This is a genomic window from Bacillus sp. UNC41MFS5 (assembly GCF_000686805.1).
The window spans coordinates 81435-100366 of sequence record NZ_JMLP01000018.1; the positions used below are offsets into that span (position 1 = coordinate 81435).

The following is an 18932-nucleotide window of genomic DNA, read 5'->3' on the forward strand; positions in this document are numbered from 1 at the left end:
ATGTATAAATTTACACTTTATCATTGAATTATTGAACATTTTAAGCGGACCCAAATCATTTATCGGCGAATATAGAGATTCTATCAGCGAATATAGAGATTCTATCAGCGAATTTGCCTCTTCTATCGGCGAATTCTAGCATTCAATCAGCGAATCAAAAAAGCAACAATTTTTTAGAAAAGAGCTTTATGAAAAAAACAAGAATAGGAATGGAGTGGGAATTAAGTGAGAAAGTATGCGCAGCTTTTACTGATTATTCCTTTCATTGGTATGTGTGTCCTTCTGCCAGTAGCTGATCGTATTGAACCGTATATTTTAGGATTACCATTCTTATTATTTTGGATTGTATTATGGATGATTCTTTCTTCGGTTGTTCTGTTCATCGTGTATAAATTAGACCCTGCAAATAAAGGAAGTGAAGTGTAATGAACAGTGCGTTGATCATTATCTTTCTCGTAGCCATCGTCGCTTTATACTTAGGAATTCGAGCAACCCGTGGAAAAGAAATGAACGTCAATGAATTCGCGGTTGGGAATAAAGGATTTGGCACACTCTTCGTATTCCTGCTCATTGCTGGTGAAGTTTACACCACCTTTACCTTTTTAGGCGGCAGCGGATGGGCCTATTCAAAAGGTGTAGCAGCGTACTATGTTCCGGCCTATATTTGCTTGGCCTATGTGCTTTCCTATTGGATGGTCCCTAAAATTTGGCGTTTTGCGAACAAGCATGGGGTCATTTCTCAGCCCCAATACTTTATGAAAACTTATAATAGTAAAGCTCTTGGTTTGGTTGTCGCCTTCATTGGTTTAATTGCGCTCATCCCATATATCGTCATCCAATTAAAAGGATTAGGAATTATCGTATCAGAAGCTTCTTATGGATCGATTTCACCATTAATGGCTTCAACGATCGGTGCAGCGATTGTGACGATTTATGTTACGGTCTCTGGTATCCATGGATCTGCTTGGAATGCCGTATTAAAAGATATCATGATTTTATTTGTGATTGTATTCTTAGGTATCTATATTCCTTATCACTATTTTGGCGGCATCAAGCCTTTATTCGAAGCCCTTCAAACGGTTAAACCCGAAGCGTTAACATTCGCATCTGAAGGCTTTAGTAAGTCATGGTTTATTTCAACCATCGTATTAAATGCATTTGGTTTTTACCTATTACCACAGTCGTTTAGTGTAGTATTATCTGCTAGAAGTGAGCGTGCATTAAAGAAAAACGCGATCACGCTGCCGTTGTATACGATTTTAATTTTATTTGCTTTCTTTATTGGATTTTCGGCGATTATTCAAGTACCTGGTTTAGAAGGTGCTGATGGTGACCTTTCATTGTTACGTCTCACGATGCAAACATTCGATCCTTGGTTTGTGGGAATTGTTGGCGGGGCTGGCGTACTTACGGCGTTAGTACCGGTATCGGTAATGGTCATGTCTGGTGCAGTCGGGTTAATGACAGGTTTTTATAAGTTAATTAAGCCAAATTCAAGCGATCGCCAGCAACTATCCGTGTCTAAATTATTTGTTTTATTCATTATTTTAACTGCTTATATTTTCAGTATTTTTGGCGGAGAAGCTTTGGCTATTTTAAACATCATGTCATATGGTTTAATTACCCAATTAGTGCCTGCGCTTATTTTCGGATTCTTTAATACAAAGCTTATGAATGCGTACGGGGCGATTGCCGGTATTATCACAGGGGTTTCCATCGTATTATTTAATTCAGTCACTGCATTTAAATTAGTAAATATTTTCCCAAATATTCCAAGTGTCATTAATGATATCAATATTGGTTTTGTAGCCATTGCGGTTAATATTTTCATAGGAGTGGGTGTAAGTTTACTAACTAACACTTTTGTAGCAAGAGAAAGTTCCAAGGTAGTAGAAGAAAGAATTGGTTAAATAATTAAAGGAGGGCTCCTTGTGATAAAGTGTAATGCGAATCGACTTGAAAAATTAATTGATTTATTTAGTTTATTTGGCAAAACAGATAACAACGGAGTAACGAGACTTTCATTATCTGCGGAAGATATCGCAGCACGTCAGAAATTCCAAACATTATGTGAAGAAATAGGAATGACCGTAACCTACGATGATATGGGGACCATGTATGCCACATTACCTGGAAAGAAAGACTTACCACCTATTGTCATAGGTTCTCATTTAGACTCTGTTGTCAAAGGCGGGCGTTTCGATGGAGTGCTAGGCGTCCTAACTGCTTTAGAGACGGTCTATACGATAAAAGATGAAAATATCGAGTTAGACTACCCAATTACGATTGTCAATTTTACAAATGAAGAAGGAGCACGGTTTGAGCCATCTCTTATGGCTTCCGGTGTGTTATCCGGAAAGTTTGATAAAACAAAAATGCTCGCTTCAACAGATAAAAATGGCATTTCATTTGCTCAAGTATTAAATGAAAGCGGTTTCGAAGGATCTGAGAAAAATCGTTTAAAAGAAGCGAGCGCTTATATCGAACTGCATATTGAACAAGGACCTGTACTTGAAAGGAAAAACTTAGATATCGGTGTTGTAGTAGGTGTACTCGGAATGGTATGCTACGAAATCACTGTCTACGGAGAATCCAATCATGCAGGTACAACACCGATTAGCATGCGTAAAGATCCTATGTTCACTGCTGCCAATATGATTGCAGATATGCAAAAACAATTACAGAGATTAGATTCGGATCTTGTATACACCATCGGAAGAATCAATGCCTATCCAAATATTCATACCGTTATTCCTTCAGAGGTAACCTTTACTTTAGAAGCAAGACATCAGGATCCTGAGGTCATTCCCGAAGTAAGCCGAATAGTGGAGCAATTACCAAAAAATTCAAATGGATGTTCAATAAAGTCAACACTTCTATGGGATCGAGATACGGTTGACTTTAATGAAGAAGTAATCAATGCCTTGGATTCCACTTGCAAAGAGTTAGGCTATCAAGAAAATCGAATGTATAGCGGCGCTGGACATGATGCTCAATTCATCGCCTCTTATATACCAACTGCGATGATTTTTGTACCAAGTGTAAATGGCTACAGTCATCGTGAGGATGAATTAACTTCCTATGAAGACTGCGCTAAAGGTGCGAACGTTTTACTGAATAGTGTATTAAAATTATGCCGTGAAAAAGTAAGATAAATGCAATGAAAAAATTAGGTTCAGTTCCCTGCAACATTATCGCAGCAGAGGACTGAACCTTTTTCCTCATTAGATGAGAAGCATTGTACAATAGCCATTGTGCAGTATGATTTTAGTGAGATTTTTAGTGCTAAGAGTTGTACTAAAAGTGTGGATATTTTAGAAAGAAGGTAATGTCTACTTTGTTGTAGAATAAAAAAATAGGAGTTTGATGTTAGGAGGCGAGCTATATGAGTTACTACAATTACGATTATAAAAAGAAAGATAAAAAAGATGGGAACAAATTAATTTCTATTCGAGATATTGGTGAAAATGCATTATTAGAAGTCGAAAAAAAAGGCAATGAAGTTAAGTTGGTTATTTATTGGCGAAATGATAAAACAGTTGGATTTAAATTACCGAAAGAAATATTCGAAAATCTTTATAAAGATATTGCTGACTAGCCGGAAATTCTCCGCCTATGAATTCTCATACCTAAGTGGGCGGCTATTTTCAATTAAAATCCTTTGTTTGGACAAAAGGGGCTGGGTGACCAGGAGAACCGTTCCTATTAAACCTGTTAAAAAAAGGAAAATAAAAAACATTCAAAAGATACTAGTATACTAGTATATGTATGTGTTACTATCTCTATGTAGACGTTTTGAATAGGCTTACATTTACTAGCCAAAAGGAGTGATAAACTAAAATAGACGAAATGAATATTTTTTTATCATGAAAAGTAAACGGTTGCATTTGAACCACAAACATAACAAGGGGGTTAACATATGTTTTCAAAAGGAAAAACGATTGTATTAGTAATGCTTTTCTTGGCAGGTGTGGTGAACTACCTAGACAGATCTGCTCTTTCTATAGCGGCACCTTTTATTACCGAAGATTTACATTTATCACCGACACAATTGGGTATCGTTTTTAGTAGCTTCTCTGTTGGATATGCTATTTTCAACTTTATTGGCGGAATGGCGTCTGATAAATACGGGGCAAAACTTACTTTGTTCGTAGCTATGATTGTTTGGTCTCTATTCAGCGGTGCGATTGCGCTAGCATTCAGCCTTGCCAGCTTGATTGTTATTCGGGTCCTTTTTGGAATGGGCGAAGGTCCGTTGTCGGCAACTATCAATAAAATGGTCAATAACTGGTTCCCTTCAGATAAACGGGCAACTGCCATTGGGCTTGCTAATAGCGGTACACCACTAGGGGGAGCGATTGCCGGCCCTATCGTTGGGATCATTGCCTTGAATTATGGCTGGAAAATCTCTTTCGTCCTCATTATGATCATCGGATTAGTGTGGGCAGTTTGCTGGTTCATGTTTATTAAAGATAAACCTGCTGAGGAAAGTAAGCAAAATAATGGCTCTGCAAAGTCAGGTCAAAATCAGTCAGGTGAAAAAATACCATTAACATTTTATTTAAAACAAAAAACGGTTCTATTTACTGCTTTTGCGTTCTTTGCTTATAACTATATTCTATTTTTCTTCTTAACTTGGTTCCCAAGTTACTTAACCGATGCACGTGGTCTAAGTATTAAAGAAATGAGTGTCGTAACCGTTATTCCTTGGGTGTTGGGTTTCATTGGTCTAGCTTCAGGCGGTATGGTTTCTGATTTTGTGTATAAAAAAGTAGGAAAAGCATTATTTGCTCGTAAAGTAGTATTAGTATCTTGTTTGTTTACATCTGCCGTTTGTATTGGGATTGCTGGTCTCGTTACGACCACAGTGGCTGCTGTAAGTTTAGTAGCATTATCCGTTTTCTTCTTATATTTAACAGGTGCGATTTACTGGGCGATTGTCCAAGACGTTGTCGACCAAAAGAACGTAGGATCTGTCGGAGGATTCATGCACTTCTTGGCTAATACTGCTGGAATCATTGGTCCTACATTAACTGGTTTCCTTGTGGAGAAATCTGGTACTTACACCGCGGCATTTTTATTGGCCGGAGGGTTAGCAGTTTTTGCTTCATTGGCAGTCATTAAGTTTGTTAAACCTATTACTAAAAAATATAAGGCTGAGTTGACAGGGAAAGCGGTTTAATAGCATAGCAGATTGATTGTATTCTAGTATACCAGTGTAATATAATGAAGCTATAGCAAATGAATTTAATTTTATACCCTATCTTGTATACTAGTATTCCGTAGTTTGTTGACTCTTACCTTGTATACTAGTATTTAAGAGAAGAAGGGTATGGAGGAGTATGAATTATGAAAGCGATACAAGTGGTTAAACCAGGGCAGCTTGAAATCATTGAGAAAGAAATGCCACAGATTCAACATGAAAATGAGGTTCTGATTCAAGTGAAGATGGCTGGTATCTGCGGTTCAGATGTCCATATCTATCATGGAACCTCACCAGTTGCTACCTATCCAAGAGTAATCGGACATGAAGTCACTGGCCAAATAGTAAAGACTGGCGCAGACGTTACCTCTCTAAAGGTGAACGATCATGTGGTCATCGAACCGATTCTCACTTGTGGAGAATGCTATGCGTGCCGATCTGGACGTCAAAATGTCTGTCAGAATTTAAAGGTTTTTGGGGTTCACATTGATGGTGGTTATCAGGAGTATGTTGTTGTCCCTGAAAAAATGGCTCACAAAGTTGACCCAACATTAGCTTGGAAAGAATCGGTCTTAGTAGAGCCCTTTACAATTGGAGCACAAGCAAATTGGCGTGGGGATGTCAGGCAGGGAGACGTTGTGTTTATCATGGGCGCCGGCCCGATTGGGATTTGTGCCTTGCAGGTTGCCAAGTATAGAGGAGCAACATGTATCATTTCAGATTTAAGTGAAGAAAAGCTGAGCTATGCCGAAAGCCTTGGTGCAGATTATACGGTCAACCCGTTGAATGAAGATATTTTTCAAAAAATAAATGAATTAACCGAGGGAATGGGAGCGAATGTTGTCATTGATGCGGTATGTACAACAAAAACATTCGAACAAGCGGTCCAACTTGCCTCAGTTGCTGGAAGAATTGTTGTGTTAGGATTTAGTGAAGAAAAGTCAGGGATTCCACAGCTGGAGATTACGAAAAAAGAACTGACAGTCAGCGGATCCAGATTGCAAACGGACCAGTTTCCAGAAGTCATCGATCTTTTTAATAATAGAAAAATAGATATAGATAGCTTTGTTACACATACGTTTCCTTTCGAGCAAGTGAAAGAAGCGATTCAATTAATCGAAACTAATCCAGACGCAGTAAGAAAAGTTCATTTAGATTTTTCACGATAAAAAGAGAAGGAGTGGATATCAATGCAAATGACATGGAGATGGTATGGTGAAGGGAACGACTCGATTACACTTGACCATATTCGGCAAATTCCGGGTGTAATGGGAGCGGTTTGGTCTCTGCATGATAAGGTTGCAGGGGAAGAATGGGAAATGGAAAGAATCCAGGAGGTTGCGGACCAAATTCGCAGTAAAGGATTCAGCCCGGCTGTGGTAGAAAGCGTAAACATTCATGATGATATCAAAATCGGATTGCCTACCAGGGATAAGTATATCGATATTTATATCGATACCATTAAGAAGCTTTCTAAAGTCGGAGTGAAAGTAATTTGCTATAATTTTATGCCGGTTTTTGACTGGACAAGAACAGACCTATATAAGGAATTGCCAGACGGTTCCAATGCCCTGTTTTATGAAAAAGCTGCGATTACCGATGATCCAAAAGATATGGTTGAAAAAATCTTGGGCGGCGCCGGTGACTTTACCATGCCGGGATGGGAACCGGAACGTATGGCTAAGTTGGATGATTTGTTTAAAGCGTATGAGGGTGTTACCGAAGACATTCTTTTCGACAACTTGAAATACTTCCTTGAACGAGTAATCCCTGTATGTGAAGAAGTTGATGTGAAAATGGCGATCCATCCGGATGATCCCGCTTGGCCGATTTTCGGATTGCCGCGTATTATTCGCAATCGGGATTATATCAGAAGATTCCTAGATTTAGTGGACAGCCCTTACAATGGCTTAACTTTCTGCACTGGATCATTAGGAACCAATCCTGTAAACGATTTACCGGCGATGATTCGCGAATTTCATGATCGAATCCATTTTGCACATATCCGTAATGTAAAGGTTTTTGAAAATGGCGATTTTATTGAAGTCTCTCACCGCGGCCAAGATGGAAGCGTCGATGTAGCCGAAGTCATCAAAGCGTACCATGAAAATGGATTTACAGGTTATGTCCGACCGGATCACGGCCGTCACCTTTGGGGCGAAGAAAAACACTGCCGTCCTGGTTATGGGCTGTATGACAGAGCGCTTGGAATTATGTACATGCTAGGTGTTTGGGACAGCCTTGAAAAAGAGAAGGGAAGAGAACTAAGTGCTACAGTTAAAGAGAAGCAGCATAGTTAATGAAGCTGAAGCCTGGAAAGAAATCGGAGTCGAACTTCCGCAATTTGATTTTGAACAGGTCGCCAAAAACACGCTAGAAAAGCCGCAGTGGGTACACTTTGGTGCCGGAAATATTTTCAGGGCCTTTGTTGCTAATGCTCATCAAAAACTGTTAAACCAAGGACAAGCCGAGACTGGAATTATCGCCGTGAAAACGTATGATTTTGACATGATCGAACGGTTAAATAAGCCGTATGATAATCTGACCCTGCTTGTGACCATGAAAGCAAACGGCTCTTTTGAGAAGACTGTCATTAACAGCATTGTCGACACGATTGCAGCTGATTTTAACAGGAACGATGAATTCAAGCGACTTGTCGGGATTTTTGAGAATCCAAGTCTGCAGATGGCCAGTTTTACAATTACGGAAAAAGGCTATACCTTGACGAATCCATCCGGGGAGTTCCTAGGCATGGTTGAGAAGGATTTTGAATCTGGATTGGATCAGCCGGTCCATGCCATGAGCATTGTCACATCGCTTGTTTATCGCAGATATTTGAAAGGACAATATCCAATGACTTTCGTCAGCATGGATAACTGTTCACATAATGGCGACAAGCTCAAAGCTGCCGTCTTAACGATTGCAAAGGAATGGCTCAAGAGGGGACTTGTGGAGGAAGGCTTTATTGCTTATCTCGAAGATGAGGGCAAGATTACCTTCCCTTTCACCATGATTGATAAAATTACGCCAAGGCCATCTGAAAAGGTGAAGGAAGCTCTTGTTGACCAAGGGATTAGCGGCATGGATATCATTGTCACACCGAAAAATACGTATACGGCACCTTTCGTCAATGCAGAAGTAAGTGAATATCTTGTCATAGAAGACAAATTCACGAATGGCCGTCCGTCTCTGGAGCAGGCGGGAATTATTTTTACGGACCGGGAAACGGTGAACAATATTGAAACGATGAAGGTAACCACTTGCCTGAATCCGCTTCATACCGCATTGGCTGTTTCCGGCTGCCTGCTTGGCTATACGTTGATTGCAGATGAAATGAAAGACGAAACACTGAGGAAATTTGTAGAAATGATCGGTTACCAAGAAGGATTGAAGGTCGTGGTCGACCCTAAGATTATCAGCCCGAAGGCATTCCTGGATGAAGTTTTGAACGAACGCTTTTCCAACCCTTATATCCCAGATACGCCGCAGCGCATCGCCTGCGACACTTCCTTAAAAGTAGGAATCCGCTTCAGTGAAACGTTGAAGTCTTATGTAAAAAGAGAGGACTTGAATCCGGCCGATTTGAACGCGATCCCGCTTGCGATTGCAACGTGGTGCCGCTATCTCCTTGGCATTGATGATGAAGGTCAGCCATTTACTCTAAGTCCTGACCCTCAGCTTGAGACCCTGAAAGAGGCTCTTCTGGGTGTTGCTTTGGGTGACCGAACATCTAACATAAATTTAATCCTGTCTAATGAAGCGATCTTTGGAGTCAATGTGTATGAGATAGGATTGGGCGAAAAGATTGAGTCCATGTTTTATGACATGCTTGCAAGTACCGGTGCCGTCCGCCGTACTCTGGAGAAATATGTCTTATCAGATAAGGAATAATTTGCGGTTAGATAGGTGTTGGTGGGTCATGCGAAGTTTGTCATGGCCCATTTCCTATTATTGACGACCCAACTTGCGGCATAAGTACGATTTGAAAGTTGGGTAGCCAATAGCCCGAATAGGCGACCGAAAAGGCGTCACAAGTAAAGTTTGGGTGGCCAATAACTTTACTAATAGCTGCCGTTGGAAAAAGAATAAATGAAAGGTGGAGAAAATAATGAAAAAACTAGACGTATTGACGAAAATATCCGACTGTGGCGTAGTCGCCGTTGTCAGAGCAGATTCCAAGGAAGAAGCTATTAAAATATCAGAAGCATGTGTAGAAGGCGGCATTCAAGGGATTGAGGTTACTTTCACTGTAAAAGGTGCAGATGAAGTCATCAAGGAATTAGCTTCTATTTACGGAGAGAATTCAAATGTCGTCATTGGCGCCGGAACGGTTCTTGATGCAACAACAGCAAGGATCGCGATTCTTGCCGGTGCGCAGTTTGTCGTTAGTCCGGCATTTGATGCAGATACAGCAAAGCTATGTAATCTCTATCAAATACCATATATGCCTGGATGTATGACGATCACCGAAATAAAGCATGCGTTAGAGGCCGGGGTCGATATCGTGAAACTATTCCCTGGTAATGCCTTCGGTCCTGACTTTGTAACGGCAGTAAAAGCTCCTCTTCCACAAGTGAACATTATGCCAACTGGCGGAGTCAACTTAGATAATGTGGATCAATGGATAAAAAATGGCTGTGTCGCTGTCGGTGTGGGTGGAAATTTAGTGGCACCAGCCAAACAAGGGAATTATGACAAAATTACGGACTATGCCAAGCAATATGTTCAAAAAGTACAAGAAGCAAGAGGGAACTGCTGATGAAAAAAATCGTTACACTTGGAGAAATTATGCTTCGTTATTCCGTAAATAGCGGTGAACGGCTCTTTCAAGCTGATCAGCTTAGCATGCATTATGGCGGTGCCGAAGCAAATGTAGCCATTTCACTTTCAAACTTTGGACATGACGTCTATTTTGTCAGTAAAGTACCGGAAAATCCATTAGGAATCGCTGTTGAGAGACATATGAAATCCTACGATGTCCATACGGACTATCTGATTAAAGGCGGGGAACGGTTAGGTACCTACTACCTTGAAACTGGAGTAGGACAAAGAAATTCCCAAGTTACGTATGACAGGAAGTACTCCAGTTTTTCGATGCTTGGACCGGATGAAATTGATTTTGATGAAGTTTTTTCAGGGGCGGAACTCTTTCATGTGACCGGAATCACTCCGGCCCTATCCCCAGGATTAAAGGAACTTACCTTGCATGCGCTAAAAAAAGCAAAGGAAAAAGGGATACTTACAAGCTTTGATTTCAATTTCCGGGCAAAACTTTGGAGCCAGCAAGAAGCAGCAGATGCATTTAAAACATTACTTCCATTTGTGGATATATGCTCTTTCGGTGAATTGGATGCCGTTTACATTCTCGGCCTAGATCAAGCCGACCCTTCCTTGTCCAAAGAGGATAGATTGAGATATTACTATTCAAAAATGATTGAATTGTATCCAAACATTCAGTATATCAGTTCAACGCTCCGAACGATTATTTCTGCTTCAACCAACACGCTGCAAGGAAACTATTTCACTGGCGGAGAGTTGTACCAATCAGAGATTTTCCAGATTGATCACATCGTTGACCGAGTTGGCGGTGGTGATGCATTTGCGGCAGGGATTTTACATGGAATCTTAGAAAATAAGCCCTCCCAGGAACTAATCATATTTGCGACAGCAGCATCTGTCTTAAAACATACAGTTCATGGTGATTGTAATGTGTTTTCAGTAGATGAGGTAGCTGCCTTTGCAAACAATGGACCAGGGAAAATTGTCCGCTAATAGTTAAAATCAATTTATCGAGAGACTATTAATATGCCTACTTCGCTTCTTTTGGTGGAGTAGGTTATTTTATCAAATCAATCATTAAATAGAATACGATCGAATAAAATGAGAAATCGTTTCTTGGGCAAGAGTTCTGTTGACTTCAGTAACTTACAGAAGTAAAATTTTGTATATAAGTATGCTATATAAAGGGGTTTCATATTGAGTCTTAAAAGTATCACCACAAATAACAGAAAAACACTGGGAAAAGCAGCCTATGATAAAATCCGGGAAGAAATTATTACATTAAATTTTAAACCAGGACAAATGTTATCTGAAAGTGAACTGGCTGCTGTTTTAGGAGTAAGCCGTACACCCATTCGTGAAGCTTTTCTAATGCTATTTCAAGAAGAGTTACTTGAAATAATTCCACAACGGGGTGCACGTGTTGCTTTAATATCTGTAAAGAAAGTGGAAGAAGCCAGGTTTGTAAGAGAAAGTTTGGAAATAAGTGCTTTCAAATCAGTGGCCAGAAACTGGAATCCAGATGATTTACGTCAAAAAGAAATGGAAGCAAAGGCGATTGAATTAATTGAAAAACAACAACAAGCCATCATTAAGGGAGAAAATATAGAATTCTTGCAGTTGGATGAAGCATTTCATCAACTATTTTTGGAACTTGTTGAAAACAAAACATTAATTTCTGTTGTGTTACAAATGAGAGGTCATTTGAATCGGATGCGATACTTAGAGTTAAAGACACCAAACCATATGGAAAATGTGGTAAGTCAACATCAAAGTATTCTTAAAGCCGTTTTCTCCAATAACGAGGAGGAAACAGAGAAATTATTGCAGTACCATTTTAGCCATAAAAAAGACCAATTACCAGAAGTAATCGAAATGCATTCTGACTATTTTACTTCTTAACTAGACCGAAAAAATCGACAGGCAGCACCTGTCGATTTTTTTTGGAACTTATTGTCTCTTTAAATGTTAACCTGAAATTTTTACGGATTTCGTGTTAGTGCTGGGATATTTAATGGGACGAACAAAACGGATGACAGATAAGGAAGCAAAGATTGCTAACCCCCCTGCAAGTAAAAATGCAGATGTGAATGAACCAGATTTATCAACCAAGAAACCTGTTAAAGCAGGTCCGATGATCCCGGCAGTATTCGCCAAGAAGTGCATGAAGCCGCCTACTGATCCCACACTGCTTTGTTCCACAACGTCCTGGACGATCGCCCAATAAATGGCCCCTGTCAAGTATAGGAAAAATACCGAAAACGCAACCAATGTTACCGCACTGACTGTTGTGGTTACAAGACCAGCTCCTCCGATACAAACAGCTGAAATAAATAGACAAGTGACAAGCACAACTTTTCTTGAGAATAATACACCTTTATTTGTGAATTTTTTGAAAACAAAATCTGAAACAAATCCGCCAGAGGCTAGTCCAATAAATCCGACAATCCATGGGATCATTGTTATAACACTCATTTCTTTAACATCCATGTGACGAGCATCTACCAGATAACTTGGAAACCAAGTTAAGAAGAAGAATAAAATATAGTTATAGGAAAAGAATGCAAATGCTGTGAATAATACTGTTTTTTGCTTCAAATAAAAGGTTAATGGACGTTTTTGCTGTGGAACCGTGTTGATTTTTACGACAGTTGACTTTTCCGCAGATGCAGCAGGCTTTTCTTTAACAAATTTCCACCAAAATATTGCCCAAACAAGACCTAAAACCATTATAAAAAGGAAGGATATCTTCCAGCTGAATGAGATAGCAATAAAACCTACAATTGGTCCAGAAATGGCTCCACCAAGAGGTGTTCCACTATTCGTTAAACCAACAGCAGACGCGCGTTGGTCAGCCGGGAACCAGTTATTGACCATTTTACTGATGGTTGCCGAAAGAGGGCCCTCACCCATTCCAAATAAAACACGAATGACAATTAAACTTGTAAATCCAACGGCTAATGCAATCGCACCGCTAAATAATGACCAAACAATCATGGCAACAAACAAAGTAAGTTTCGCTCCGTATTTATCAGAAGCCATTCCGCCAATAAAGTTGAAAATAGCATATCCTACAGAAAAACTACTAAAAATGATTCCCATTTGTGTTGCTGATAATGATAAATCTTCCTTAATAAATGGAGCACCAATGGACAATGCAGAACGGTCTAAATAATTGATTACGCCAGCTATGAATAATAAAATCATTACAGGTAGTTTATCTCTAGTGAACATTTTTGATAACATTTATTTACCCCCTAAAGTTTTGTCAGCGCTTTCTTGTAATACCTAAATCATCCCATTTGTTCTTTTGGCTGTGTTAAACTAGTCTGTTGATATCCGCTCCATGCGCGTGCGGTTCGCGGGCGTGCGCCGGGGAGCCTCCTCGGCGCTTTCAGCGCCTGCGGGGTCTCCCCTGCCCCGTACTCCCGCAGGACATTGAATAATCTTCCTTGAATAATCACCGCACGAAGGAAATGCGATAGCATTTTCGAGGATCTCGCGCATTCCGCTCCAATCAACAGAGTGCATAAAATCAACATTTAGCTATTACACTTCAACAATCGCCTTAATTACCTTTGCCTCTGGAGTTAACCACTCTTCAAATTGATTGAGCATCTCATCAAAGCTTGCACGATGTGTAATATATGATTCGATATCCACGCCGCCATTTTGTATTGCTCTCACTACATATTCAAAATCTTCGCGTGTAGCATTGCGGCTTCCCATTAAGGTAAGTTCTTTTTTATGGAAATCAGGGTCATCGAATGAAATATTCCCCTTGGTTAAACCAACATAAATTAATTTTCCGCCATGTGCAGGATAGTTAAATGCATCAGACATCGATTTAGCATTTCCTGTTGCATCAAACACAACGGTTGGCATTTCCCCATTTGTGATTTCCTGCAATTTCTCCACCGGGTTTTCCAATGCGTTCACAGTATAATCCACACGGGCCCATTCACGGCAAAACGCTAAACGTTCTTCGTTTACATCCATGGCAATCACTGTTGCCCCTTCATGCTTAGCAAAAGCCATGACCCCTAAACCAATTGGCCCTGCTCCAATGACTAGAACGTACTCCCCTTGCTTAAGTTCAGAACGTCTAACCGCATGTGCCCCTATACTTAAAGGTTCAATCATCGCAGACTGGTCCAGTGTCAGCGTTTCTGTTTTAACTAAATGAGTGTAAGGAACGGTGATCCATTCACTCATTCCGCCTTCAATATGGACACCCAAGACTTTCATATCTGTACAGCAATTTGTTTTTCCATTTCGGCACGCAATACATTCACCGCAATTCATGTACGGAATGAATGATACTTGATCTCCCGCCTTTAAACCAGCAGAATTCGCACCGATCGATTCAATTTCACCAGAAAGTTCATGACCGAGTGTACGAGGATAGCTGAAAAAAGGCTGGTTTCCTTTGTACGCATGGTAATCGGTTCCGCAAATACCAATGCGGCGGATGCGGACTAGAGCATCTCCCGTTTTAAGCTCAGGCCGTTCCACTTCAACCATTTTAAATTGATTCGGTTGTTCACAAACAATACTTTTCATTTGGAATTAGACTCCTTTATTTTACATGGTAATTTTATTTGTGGGACTTCTAAATTTTGGTGTCTATAGAACTACTCCATCTTTGAAAATACTAATTTCTTTAAAACCAAACTTTTCATTATTGGTCTTCTTTTCTCCTGATGCAAGATCAAGGATATATTGGAATAAATCAATTTTCAGTTCATCCATGGTTTTTCCTTCAAGCAGCTGTCCAGCATTATAGTCAATCCAATTCTTTTTGCGATTGGCTAAATCGGAATTTGTCGCTAATTTTACTGTTGGTACCGGCCCGCCAAATGGTGTTCCTCTACCCGTTGTAAATAATACGATATGAGCACCAGCTGCAGTCAATGCAGTAACAGAGACAAGGTCATTTCCTGGCGCGTTGATTAAATTCAAACCAGGTTTTACTACTCGTTCACCGTAAGAACTTACATCAACAACGACAGCACGTCCCCCTTTTTGCGTACAGCCAAGCGATTTTTCCTCAAGTGTACTAATTCCACCTGCTTTATTACCTGGTGAAGGGTTTTCGTAAATGACCTGATCATGACGAATAAAATATTCTTTAAAATCATTCACTAAGTGAACAATCTTATTAAAAATCTCCTCATTTTCCGCGCGATTCATCAGGATGGTTTCCGCCCCAAACATCTCAGGGACTTCTGTTAAAATCGTTGTTCCGCCGTCAGCAACAATTAAGTCAGATACCGCTCCAACTAAGGGATTTGCTGTTATACCAGAAAACCCATCAGAGCCGCCGCATTTCAATCCTATTTTCAGCTTTGAAACAGGTACCGGCTGGCGTTTAAATTGTTCTGCATATTCGACTAATTCTTCCATTAAACTTAAACCAGTCTCTAATTCATCTTCCACTTCCTGGGACTTCATGAATTTTATGCGATTTGGAGGAAATTCACCAATCACCTCTTTAAAAGATTCAATTTGGTTATTTTCGCACCCCAGTCCTACAACCAAGACACTAGCTGCATTTGGATGCTGGGCCAAAGACGCTAACAGCTTTTGTGTATTAGACAAATCATCCCCTAACTGGGAACATCCAAAAGGATGGGGGAAATGATAGATTCCATCTATTCCGCGATCCTTAAACTTTTCACTCGCCATTTTAGCAAGAGCTTCACAGGTTTTATTAATGCAGCCTACCGTATTGATAATCCAGATCTCATTTCGGATACCAGCTTCTCCGTTTTCACGAAGATATCCCTGGAATGTATGCTCCGATTCTTTTTTGACTTCCTGTTGGCTGATAGGTTGATAGGTATAATCCAAGATTCCATTTAAACCGGTTTCAAGATTGTGGGTATGTACCCATTCTCCAACAGAAATGTCCCTCTTTGCTTTACCAATTGAATAACCAAACTTGAGAACATCTTCCCCTTTATTTACAGGTCGGACTAAAATTTTATGCCCCTTAGGAATATCCTCTTGAATAGAAATATTGATGATGCCGTTTTCTTCGGTTTGAATTTGAAGATTCTCGCCCTGATGGACCTCATGCAAGGAAATGACCACATCGTCTTTGGAATGCAATTGCACTACTGTACTCATTCATTTTCCTCCCAGCCTTTAAAAATTTTGTAAACGAAGAGAAGAAAACCCTTTCATTTTTAGGTGTGATTATCTCTAACATTTGCTTTCTTCTATCTTAATCAACAAGAATCGAAATATAAATTACATGTTTTGCTTTATTTGTACCATTTTTTGATATAAGATAACTATGGGTGATGAGCTAAATGAGAACTGTTCAAAAAGTTTCAAACAATAATTTACTGTTTCCTTTTTCTTTTATTTATCGAGATACGAAAAGCCCGCAGAGGGAATTGTCTGATCATATTCACGACTACTATGAAATTGTCTATGTCTATAGCGGAAAAGGGACTTTTTTCATTGATGACAATTTCTATGACATGCGGCAAGGTGATGTATTTCTTATCCCAAATGATACGATTCATCGTGCCATGCCTGATAAGGATGACCCAGTTACATCTACCATCATTTTTTTCAGCCCGACATTAATTTATAATATTTTAATAGATGATACTTTTTCTTTCTTAAATTTGTTTGAGAGGGCAAAAAAGGTGAAAAATTTTAAAATTGCTCTTCCACAAGACAATCAAAAAAAGATGGTAGAGCAGCTCTTAACAATTAATCAAGAAACGGAAAATAACCAACTGGGTAATAAGCATGCTTCTTTACTGATTGTTCATCAGATTCTTCTTGATTTATATCGTGCCTTTACGGATGATAAACAGGACTTAATCGAAAGAAACACCTACGGACCTGAGTGGGTCAAAGAAATTTTAGTCTATATTAATAGTAATATAAGCCAGCCCTTAAACCTGACCGAACTGGCGAGCCAGGCTCTGGTCAGTACCTCTCATTTCAGCAGAGTATTTAAACAAACAACCGGGATGGGCTTGACGGTGTATTTAAATTCCAAAAGAGTGATTAAAGCCAAAGAACTTTTAGTAGAAACCAATCATTCTGTTTCGTATATCGCAGAAATATGCGGCTTCGAAAGCATGACCCATTTTCATCGAATCTTTAAGAAATATATCGATACGACTCCAGCAAATTTTCGAAAAGAGCATAAAATAGTCCGCGCTCATTAGCACGCGGGAAAAAACACAGGGTCAACACCTGTGTTTTTTTTTTGTTCAAGCATATCAAAATCAGATATAAATACAGCAAAACCTGTCACTTTTATTCCTTTTATTGATGATAAAATAAGGTTATATATTGTTAACGCTTTCAGATATTAACTAAAAGGGATGAATAGATAAATGCAAAAATTAACGAAGGAAACATGGGCTGATTACAGGGAATATCCGGAAAAGGTCATACAGTTTGGCGAGGGAAATTTTTTAAGGGCTTTTGTGGATTGGAAAATCGACAAAATGAACAAAGAAGCCAATTTTAATGGCAGTGTAGTCGTTGTTCAACCAAGAGAACATGGGACAGGTGTTCATAAATTAAATGAACAAGACGGATTATTCACGCTTTACCTGCAAGGAATCAAGAACAAGCAAGCGGTTAGAGAGCATAGCGTGATCAATTGTATCAGCAGGGGAATTAACACGTATACAGATTATTCCCAGTATTTAGAGCTCGCCAAAAACCCTGAATTAAGATTTATCTTTTCTAACACAACCGAGGCTGGAATTTATTTTGAGGAAAATGATCAATTGGAGGATCAACCGCAGAAAAGTTATCCGGCGAGGTTAACAGCTCTTTTATACCACCGATATAAAGCGTTCGGTGGGGATAAAAACAAAGGATTTATCATTATTCCTTGTGAGTTAATTGATCGAAATGGAGAAAAACTGAAGGAAATCATCCTTCAACATGCGCACAATTGGAAGTTGGGCGAAGAATTTGTTTATTGGGTTCATGAAGCCAATACATTCTGCTGCAGCCTTGTCGATCGAATTGTTCCTGGTTACCCAAGTGACAACATTCATGAAATCACGGAAGAGTTAGGGTATCAAGATGATCTTGTTGTTGTAGGAGAACAATATTATCAATGGGTCATTGAAGGTCCAGAGTGGATTAAAGAGGAATTTCCTACTGACAAAGCAGGTCTTGATGTTAAATTTGTCAGCGATATGACCCCATACCGGACAAGTAAAGTCAGAATTCTAAATGGTGCCCATTCTGCCATGACTCCTGTTGCTTATTTATACGGATTAGACACAGTGGGTGATGCCGTTACAAATGAAATTACCAAGAAGTTTGTGGAAGAGTTAATTTATGAAGAAATTATTCCTGTATTAGAGATGCCAGAACAAGAATTGAAGCTTTTTGCAGAGGCTGTTCTGGAAAGGTTTATGAATCCATTTGTCCAGCACTATTTGAGCAGCATTGCCTTAAACTCAATGTCTAAGTTTAAAACAAGGGATTTACCGTCTTTGCTTGAATATCTGGATAAGAAGAAGGAACTTCCCAAGAAATTAACCTTCTCCCTTAGCGCTTTAATCAGTTTTTACAAAGGAAAAAGAGGGGAAGAAGAAATCCAACTGGAGGATGATCAGGATATTTTAGATTTATATAAATCCTTATGGCAAAACTATGACGGAACAGACAGTGGTCTAAAACAAATTGTTACATCTGTTCTTGCCTATGAAAAAGTTTGGGGTACGGACCTAAATATGGTGCCAATGTTAACAGAGACTGTAACGAATTATCTCATTAAAATTGATAATGATGGGATGAAGGAAGCTATTAAAGAAGTTACTAAAATGAATGGCAGAATTGAAGTGGGTTGATCTGACGGTTTCTATTAGAAGAGTTGGAAAATTATAAGGTGAAAAAATCAGGTGAATTTCTCACCTGATTTTTTCATTGTACAAAGAAATCATGAAAAACT

At 39.4% G+C, this 18932-nt stretch carries 16 protein-coding genes; 13 read left to right on the forward strand and 3 right to left on the reverse strand.

Annotated elements, in window-relative coordinates; genetic code table 11:
• Positions 1-225: 225 nt before the first annotated feature.
• From BR30_RS0110930 to BR30_RS0110980, 11 genes are all read left to right on the forward strand, one after another.
• Complete coding sequence (locus tag BR30_RS0110930; RefSeq protein ID WP_026565058.1) at positions 226-426, forward strand: DUF3311 domain-containing protein; 201 nt, start codon at positions 226-228, stop codon at positions 424-426.
• Positions 426-1910 carry a sodium:solute symporter family protein gene (locus BR30_RS0110935; RefSeq protein ID WP_026565059.1) on the forward strand — a complete coding sequence of 495 codons (1485 nt, stop codon included), beginning with the start codon at positions 426-428 and terminating at the stop codon, positions 1908-1910. Before BR30_RS0110930 ends, BR30_RS0110935 begins: the two co-directional genes overlap by 1 nt.
• A gap of 21 nt (positions 1911-1931) precedes the next feature.
• Positions 1932-3155, forward strand: a complete 1224-nt coding sequence (locus BR30_RS0110940) for a Zn-dependent hydrolase (RefSeq protein ID WP_026565060.1) — start codon at positions 1932-1934, stop codon at positions 3153-3155.
• A gap of 230 nt (positions 3156-3385) precedes the next feature.
• Positions 3386-3598 (forward strand): hypothetical protein, encoded by a 213-nt coding sequence (locus tag BR30_RS0110945; RefSeq protein WP_026565061.1) that lies wholly within the window; start codon positions 3386-3388, stop codon positions 3596-3598.
• Positions 3599-3919: 321 nt separating this feature from the next.
• The gene (locus tag BR30_RS0110950; RefSeq protein ID WP_026565062.1) at positions 3920-5182 is read left to right on the forward strand and encodes an MFS transporter; all 1263 of its coding nucleotides are present in this window, start codon (positions 3920-3922) and stop codon (positions 5180-5182) included.
• Between the two features lie 167 nt (positions 5183-5349).
• Positions 5350-6372: a zinc-binding alcohol dehydrogenase family protein gene (locus tag BR30_RS0110955; protein WP_026565063.1), complete on the forward strand. Its 1023-nt coding sequence runs from the start codon at positions 5350-5352 to the stop codon at positions 6370-6372.
• 21 nt (positions 6373-6393) lie between these two features.
• On the forward strand, positions 6394-7503 hold the full coding sequence (gene uxuA, locus BR30_RS0110960) for a mannonate dehydratase (protein ID WP_026565064.1): 1110 nt from the start codon (positions 6394-6396) through the stop codon (positions 7501-7503).
• Entirely contained in the window at positions 7472-9094 is a 1623-nt protein-coding gene (locus BR30_RS0110965; protein WP_026565065.1) for a mannitol dehydrogenase family protein, read from the forward strand. Before uxuA ends, BR30_RS0110965 begins: the two co-directional genes overlap by 32 nt.
• Positions 9095-9311: 217 nt before the next feature.
• Positions 9312-9962, forward strand: coding sequence for a bifunctional 4-hydroxy-2-oxoglutarate aldolase/2-dehydro-3-deoxy-phosphogluconate aldolase (locus BR30_RS0110970; protein ID WP_026565066.1), 651 nt, complete (start codon positions 9312-9314; stop codon positions 9960-9962).
• A complete protein-coding gene (locus BR30_RS0110975) occupies positions 9962-10975 on the forward strand; it encodes a sugar kinase (RefSeq protein WP_026565067.1) in 1014 nt (337 codons plus the stop codon). The genes BR30_RS0110970 and BR30_RS0110975 overlap by 1 nt, the downstream gene beginning before the upstream one ends.
• Before the next feature lie 204 nt (positions 10976-11179).
• A complete protein-coding gene (locus BR30_RS0110980; RefSeq protein ID WP_035445379.1) occupies positions 11180-11884 on the forward strand; it encodes a GntR family transcriptional regulator in 705 nt (234 codons plus the stop codon).
• Between the two features lie 66 nt (positions 11885-11950).
• Here the strand turns inward: BR30_RS0110980 and BR30_RS0110985 are convergent, their stop codons facing one another.
• From BR30_RS0110985 to BR30_RS0111000, 3 genes are all read right to left on the reverse strand, one after another.
• Entirely contained in the window at positions 11951-13216 is a 1266-nt protein-coding gene (locus BR30_RS0110985) for an MFS transporter (RefSeq protein ID WP_026565069.1), read from the reverse strand.
• A gap of 315 nt (positions 13217-13531) precedes the next feature.
• The gene (locus tag BR30_RS0110995) at positions 13532-14545 is read right to left on the reverse strand and encodes a zinc-binding alcohol dehydrogenase family protein (RefSeq protein WP_026565071.1); all 1014 of its coding nucleotides are present in this window, start codon (positions 14543-14545) and stop codon (positions 13532-13534) included.
• Between the two features lie 63 nt (positions 14546-14608).
• Positions 14609-16114, reverse strand: a complete 1506-nt coding sequence (locus tag BR30_RS0111000; RefSeq protein ID WP_026565072.1) for a UxaA family hydrolase — start codon at positions 16112-16114, stop codon at positions 14609-14611.
• A gap of 185 nt (positions 16115-16299) precedes the next feature.
• Here BR30_RS0111000 and BR30_RS0111005 point away from each other — a divergent pair, with 185 nt between their 5' ends.
• Complete coding sequence (locus tag BR30_RS0111005) at positions 16300-17178, forward strand: AraC family transcriptional regulator (protein WP_026565073.1); 879 nt, start codon at positions 16300-16302, stop codon at positions 17176-17178.
• A 171-nt stretch (positions 17179-17349) separates the two neighbouring features.
• On the forward strand, positions 17350-18831 hold the full coding sequence (locus BR30_RS0111010; RefSeq protein ID WP_026565074.1) for a tagaturonate reductase: 1482 nt from the start codon (positions 17350-17352) through the stop codon (positions 18829-18831).
• The last annotated feature ends 101 nt before the right edge of the window (positions 18832-18932 follow it).

Excerpts from the sequence above, each read along its gene's own strand:
- BR30_RS0110985 (WP_026565069.1), bottom strand. The coding sequence starts at position 13,216 with ATGTTCACTAGAGATAAACTACCTGTAATGATTTTATTATTCATAGCT.
- BR30_RS0110950 (WP_026565062.1), top strand. The coding sequence starts at position 3,920 with ATGTTTTCAAAAGGAAAAACGATTGTATTAGTAATGCTTTTCTTGGCA.
- BR30_RS0110955 (WP_026565063.1), top strand. The coding sequence starts at position 5,350 with ATGAAAGCGATACAAGTGGTTAAACCAGGGCAGCTTGAAATCATTGAG.
- BR30_RS0111000 (WP_026565072.1), bottom strand. The coding sequence starts at position 16,114 with ATGAGTACAGTAGTGCAATTGCATTCCAAAGACGATGTGGTCATTTCC.
- BR30_RS0110935 (WP_026565059.1), top strand. The coding sequence starts at position 426 with ATGAACAGTGCGTTGATCATTATCTTTCTCGTAGCCATCGTCGCTTTA.
- BR30_RS0111005 (WP_026565073.1), top strand. The coding sequence starts at position 16,300 with ATGAGAACTGTTCAAAAAGTTTCAAACAATAATTTACTGTTTCCTTTT.
- BR30_RS0110945 (WP_026565061.1), top strand. The coding sequence starts at position 3,386 with ATGAGTTACTACAATTACGATTATAAAAAGAAAGATAAAAAAGATGGG.
- uxuA (WP_026565064.1), top strand. The coding sequence starts at position 6,394 with ATGCAAATGACATGGAGATGGTATGGTGAAGGGAACGACTCGATTACA.
- BR30_RS0110975 (WP_026565067.1), top strand. The coding sequence starts at position 9,962 with ATGAAAAAAATCGTTACACTTGGAGAAATTATGCTTCGTTATTCCGTA.
- BR30_RS0111010 (WP_026565074.1), top strand. The coding sequence starts at position 17,350 with ATGCAAAAATTAACGAAGGAAACATGGGCTGATTACAGGGAATATCCG.
- BR30_RS0110970 (WP_026565066.1), top strand. The coding sequence starts at position 9,312 with ATGAAAAAACTAGACGTATTGACGAAAATATCCGACTGTGGCGTAGTC.
- BR30_RS0110995 (WP_026565071.1), bottom strand. The coding sequence starts at position 14,545 with ATGAAAAGTATTGTTTGTGAACAACCGAATCAATTTAAAATGGTTGAA.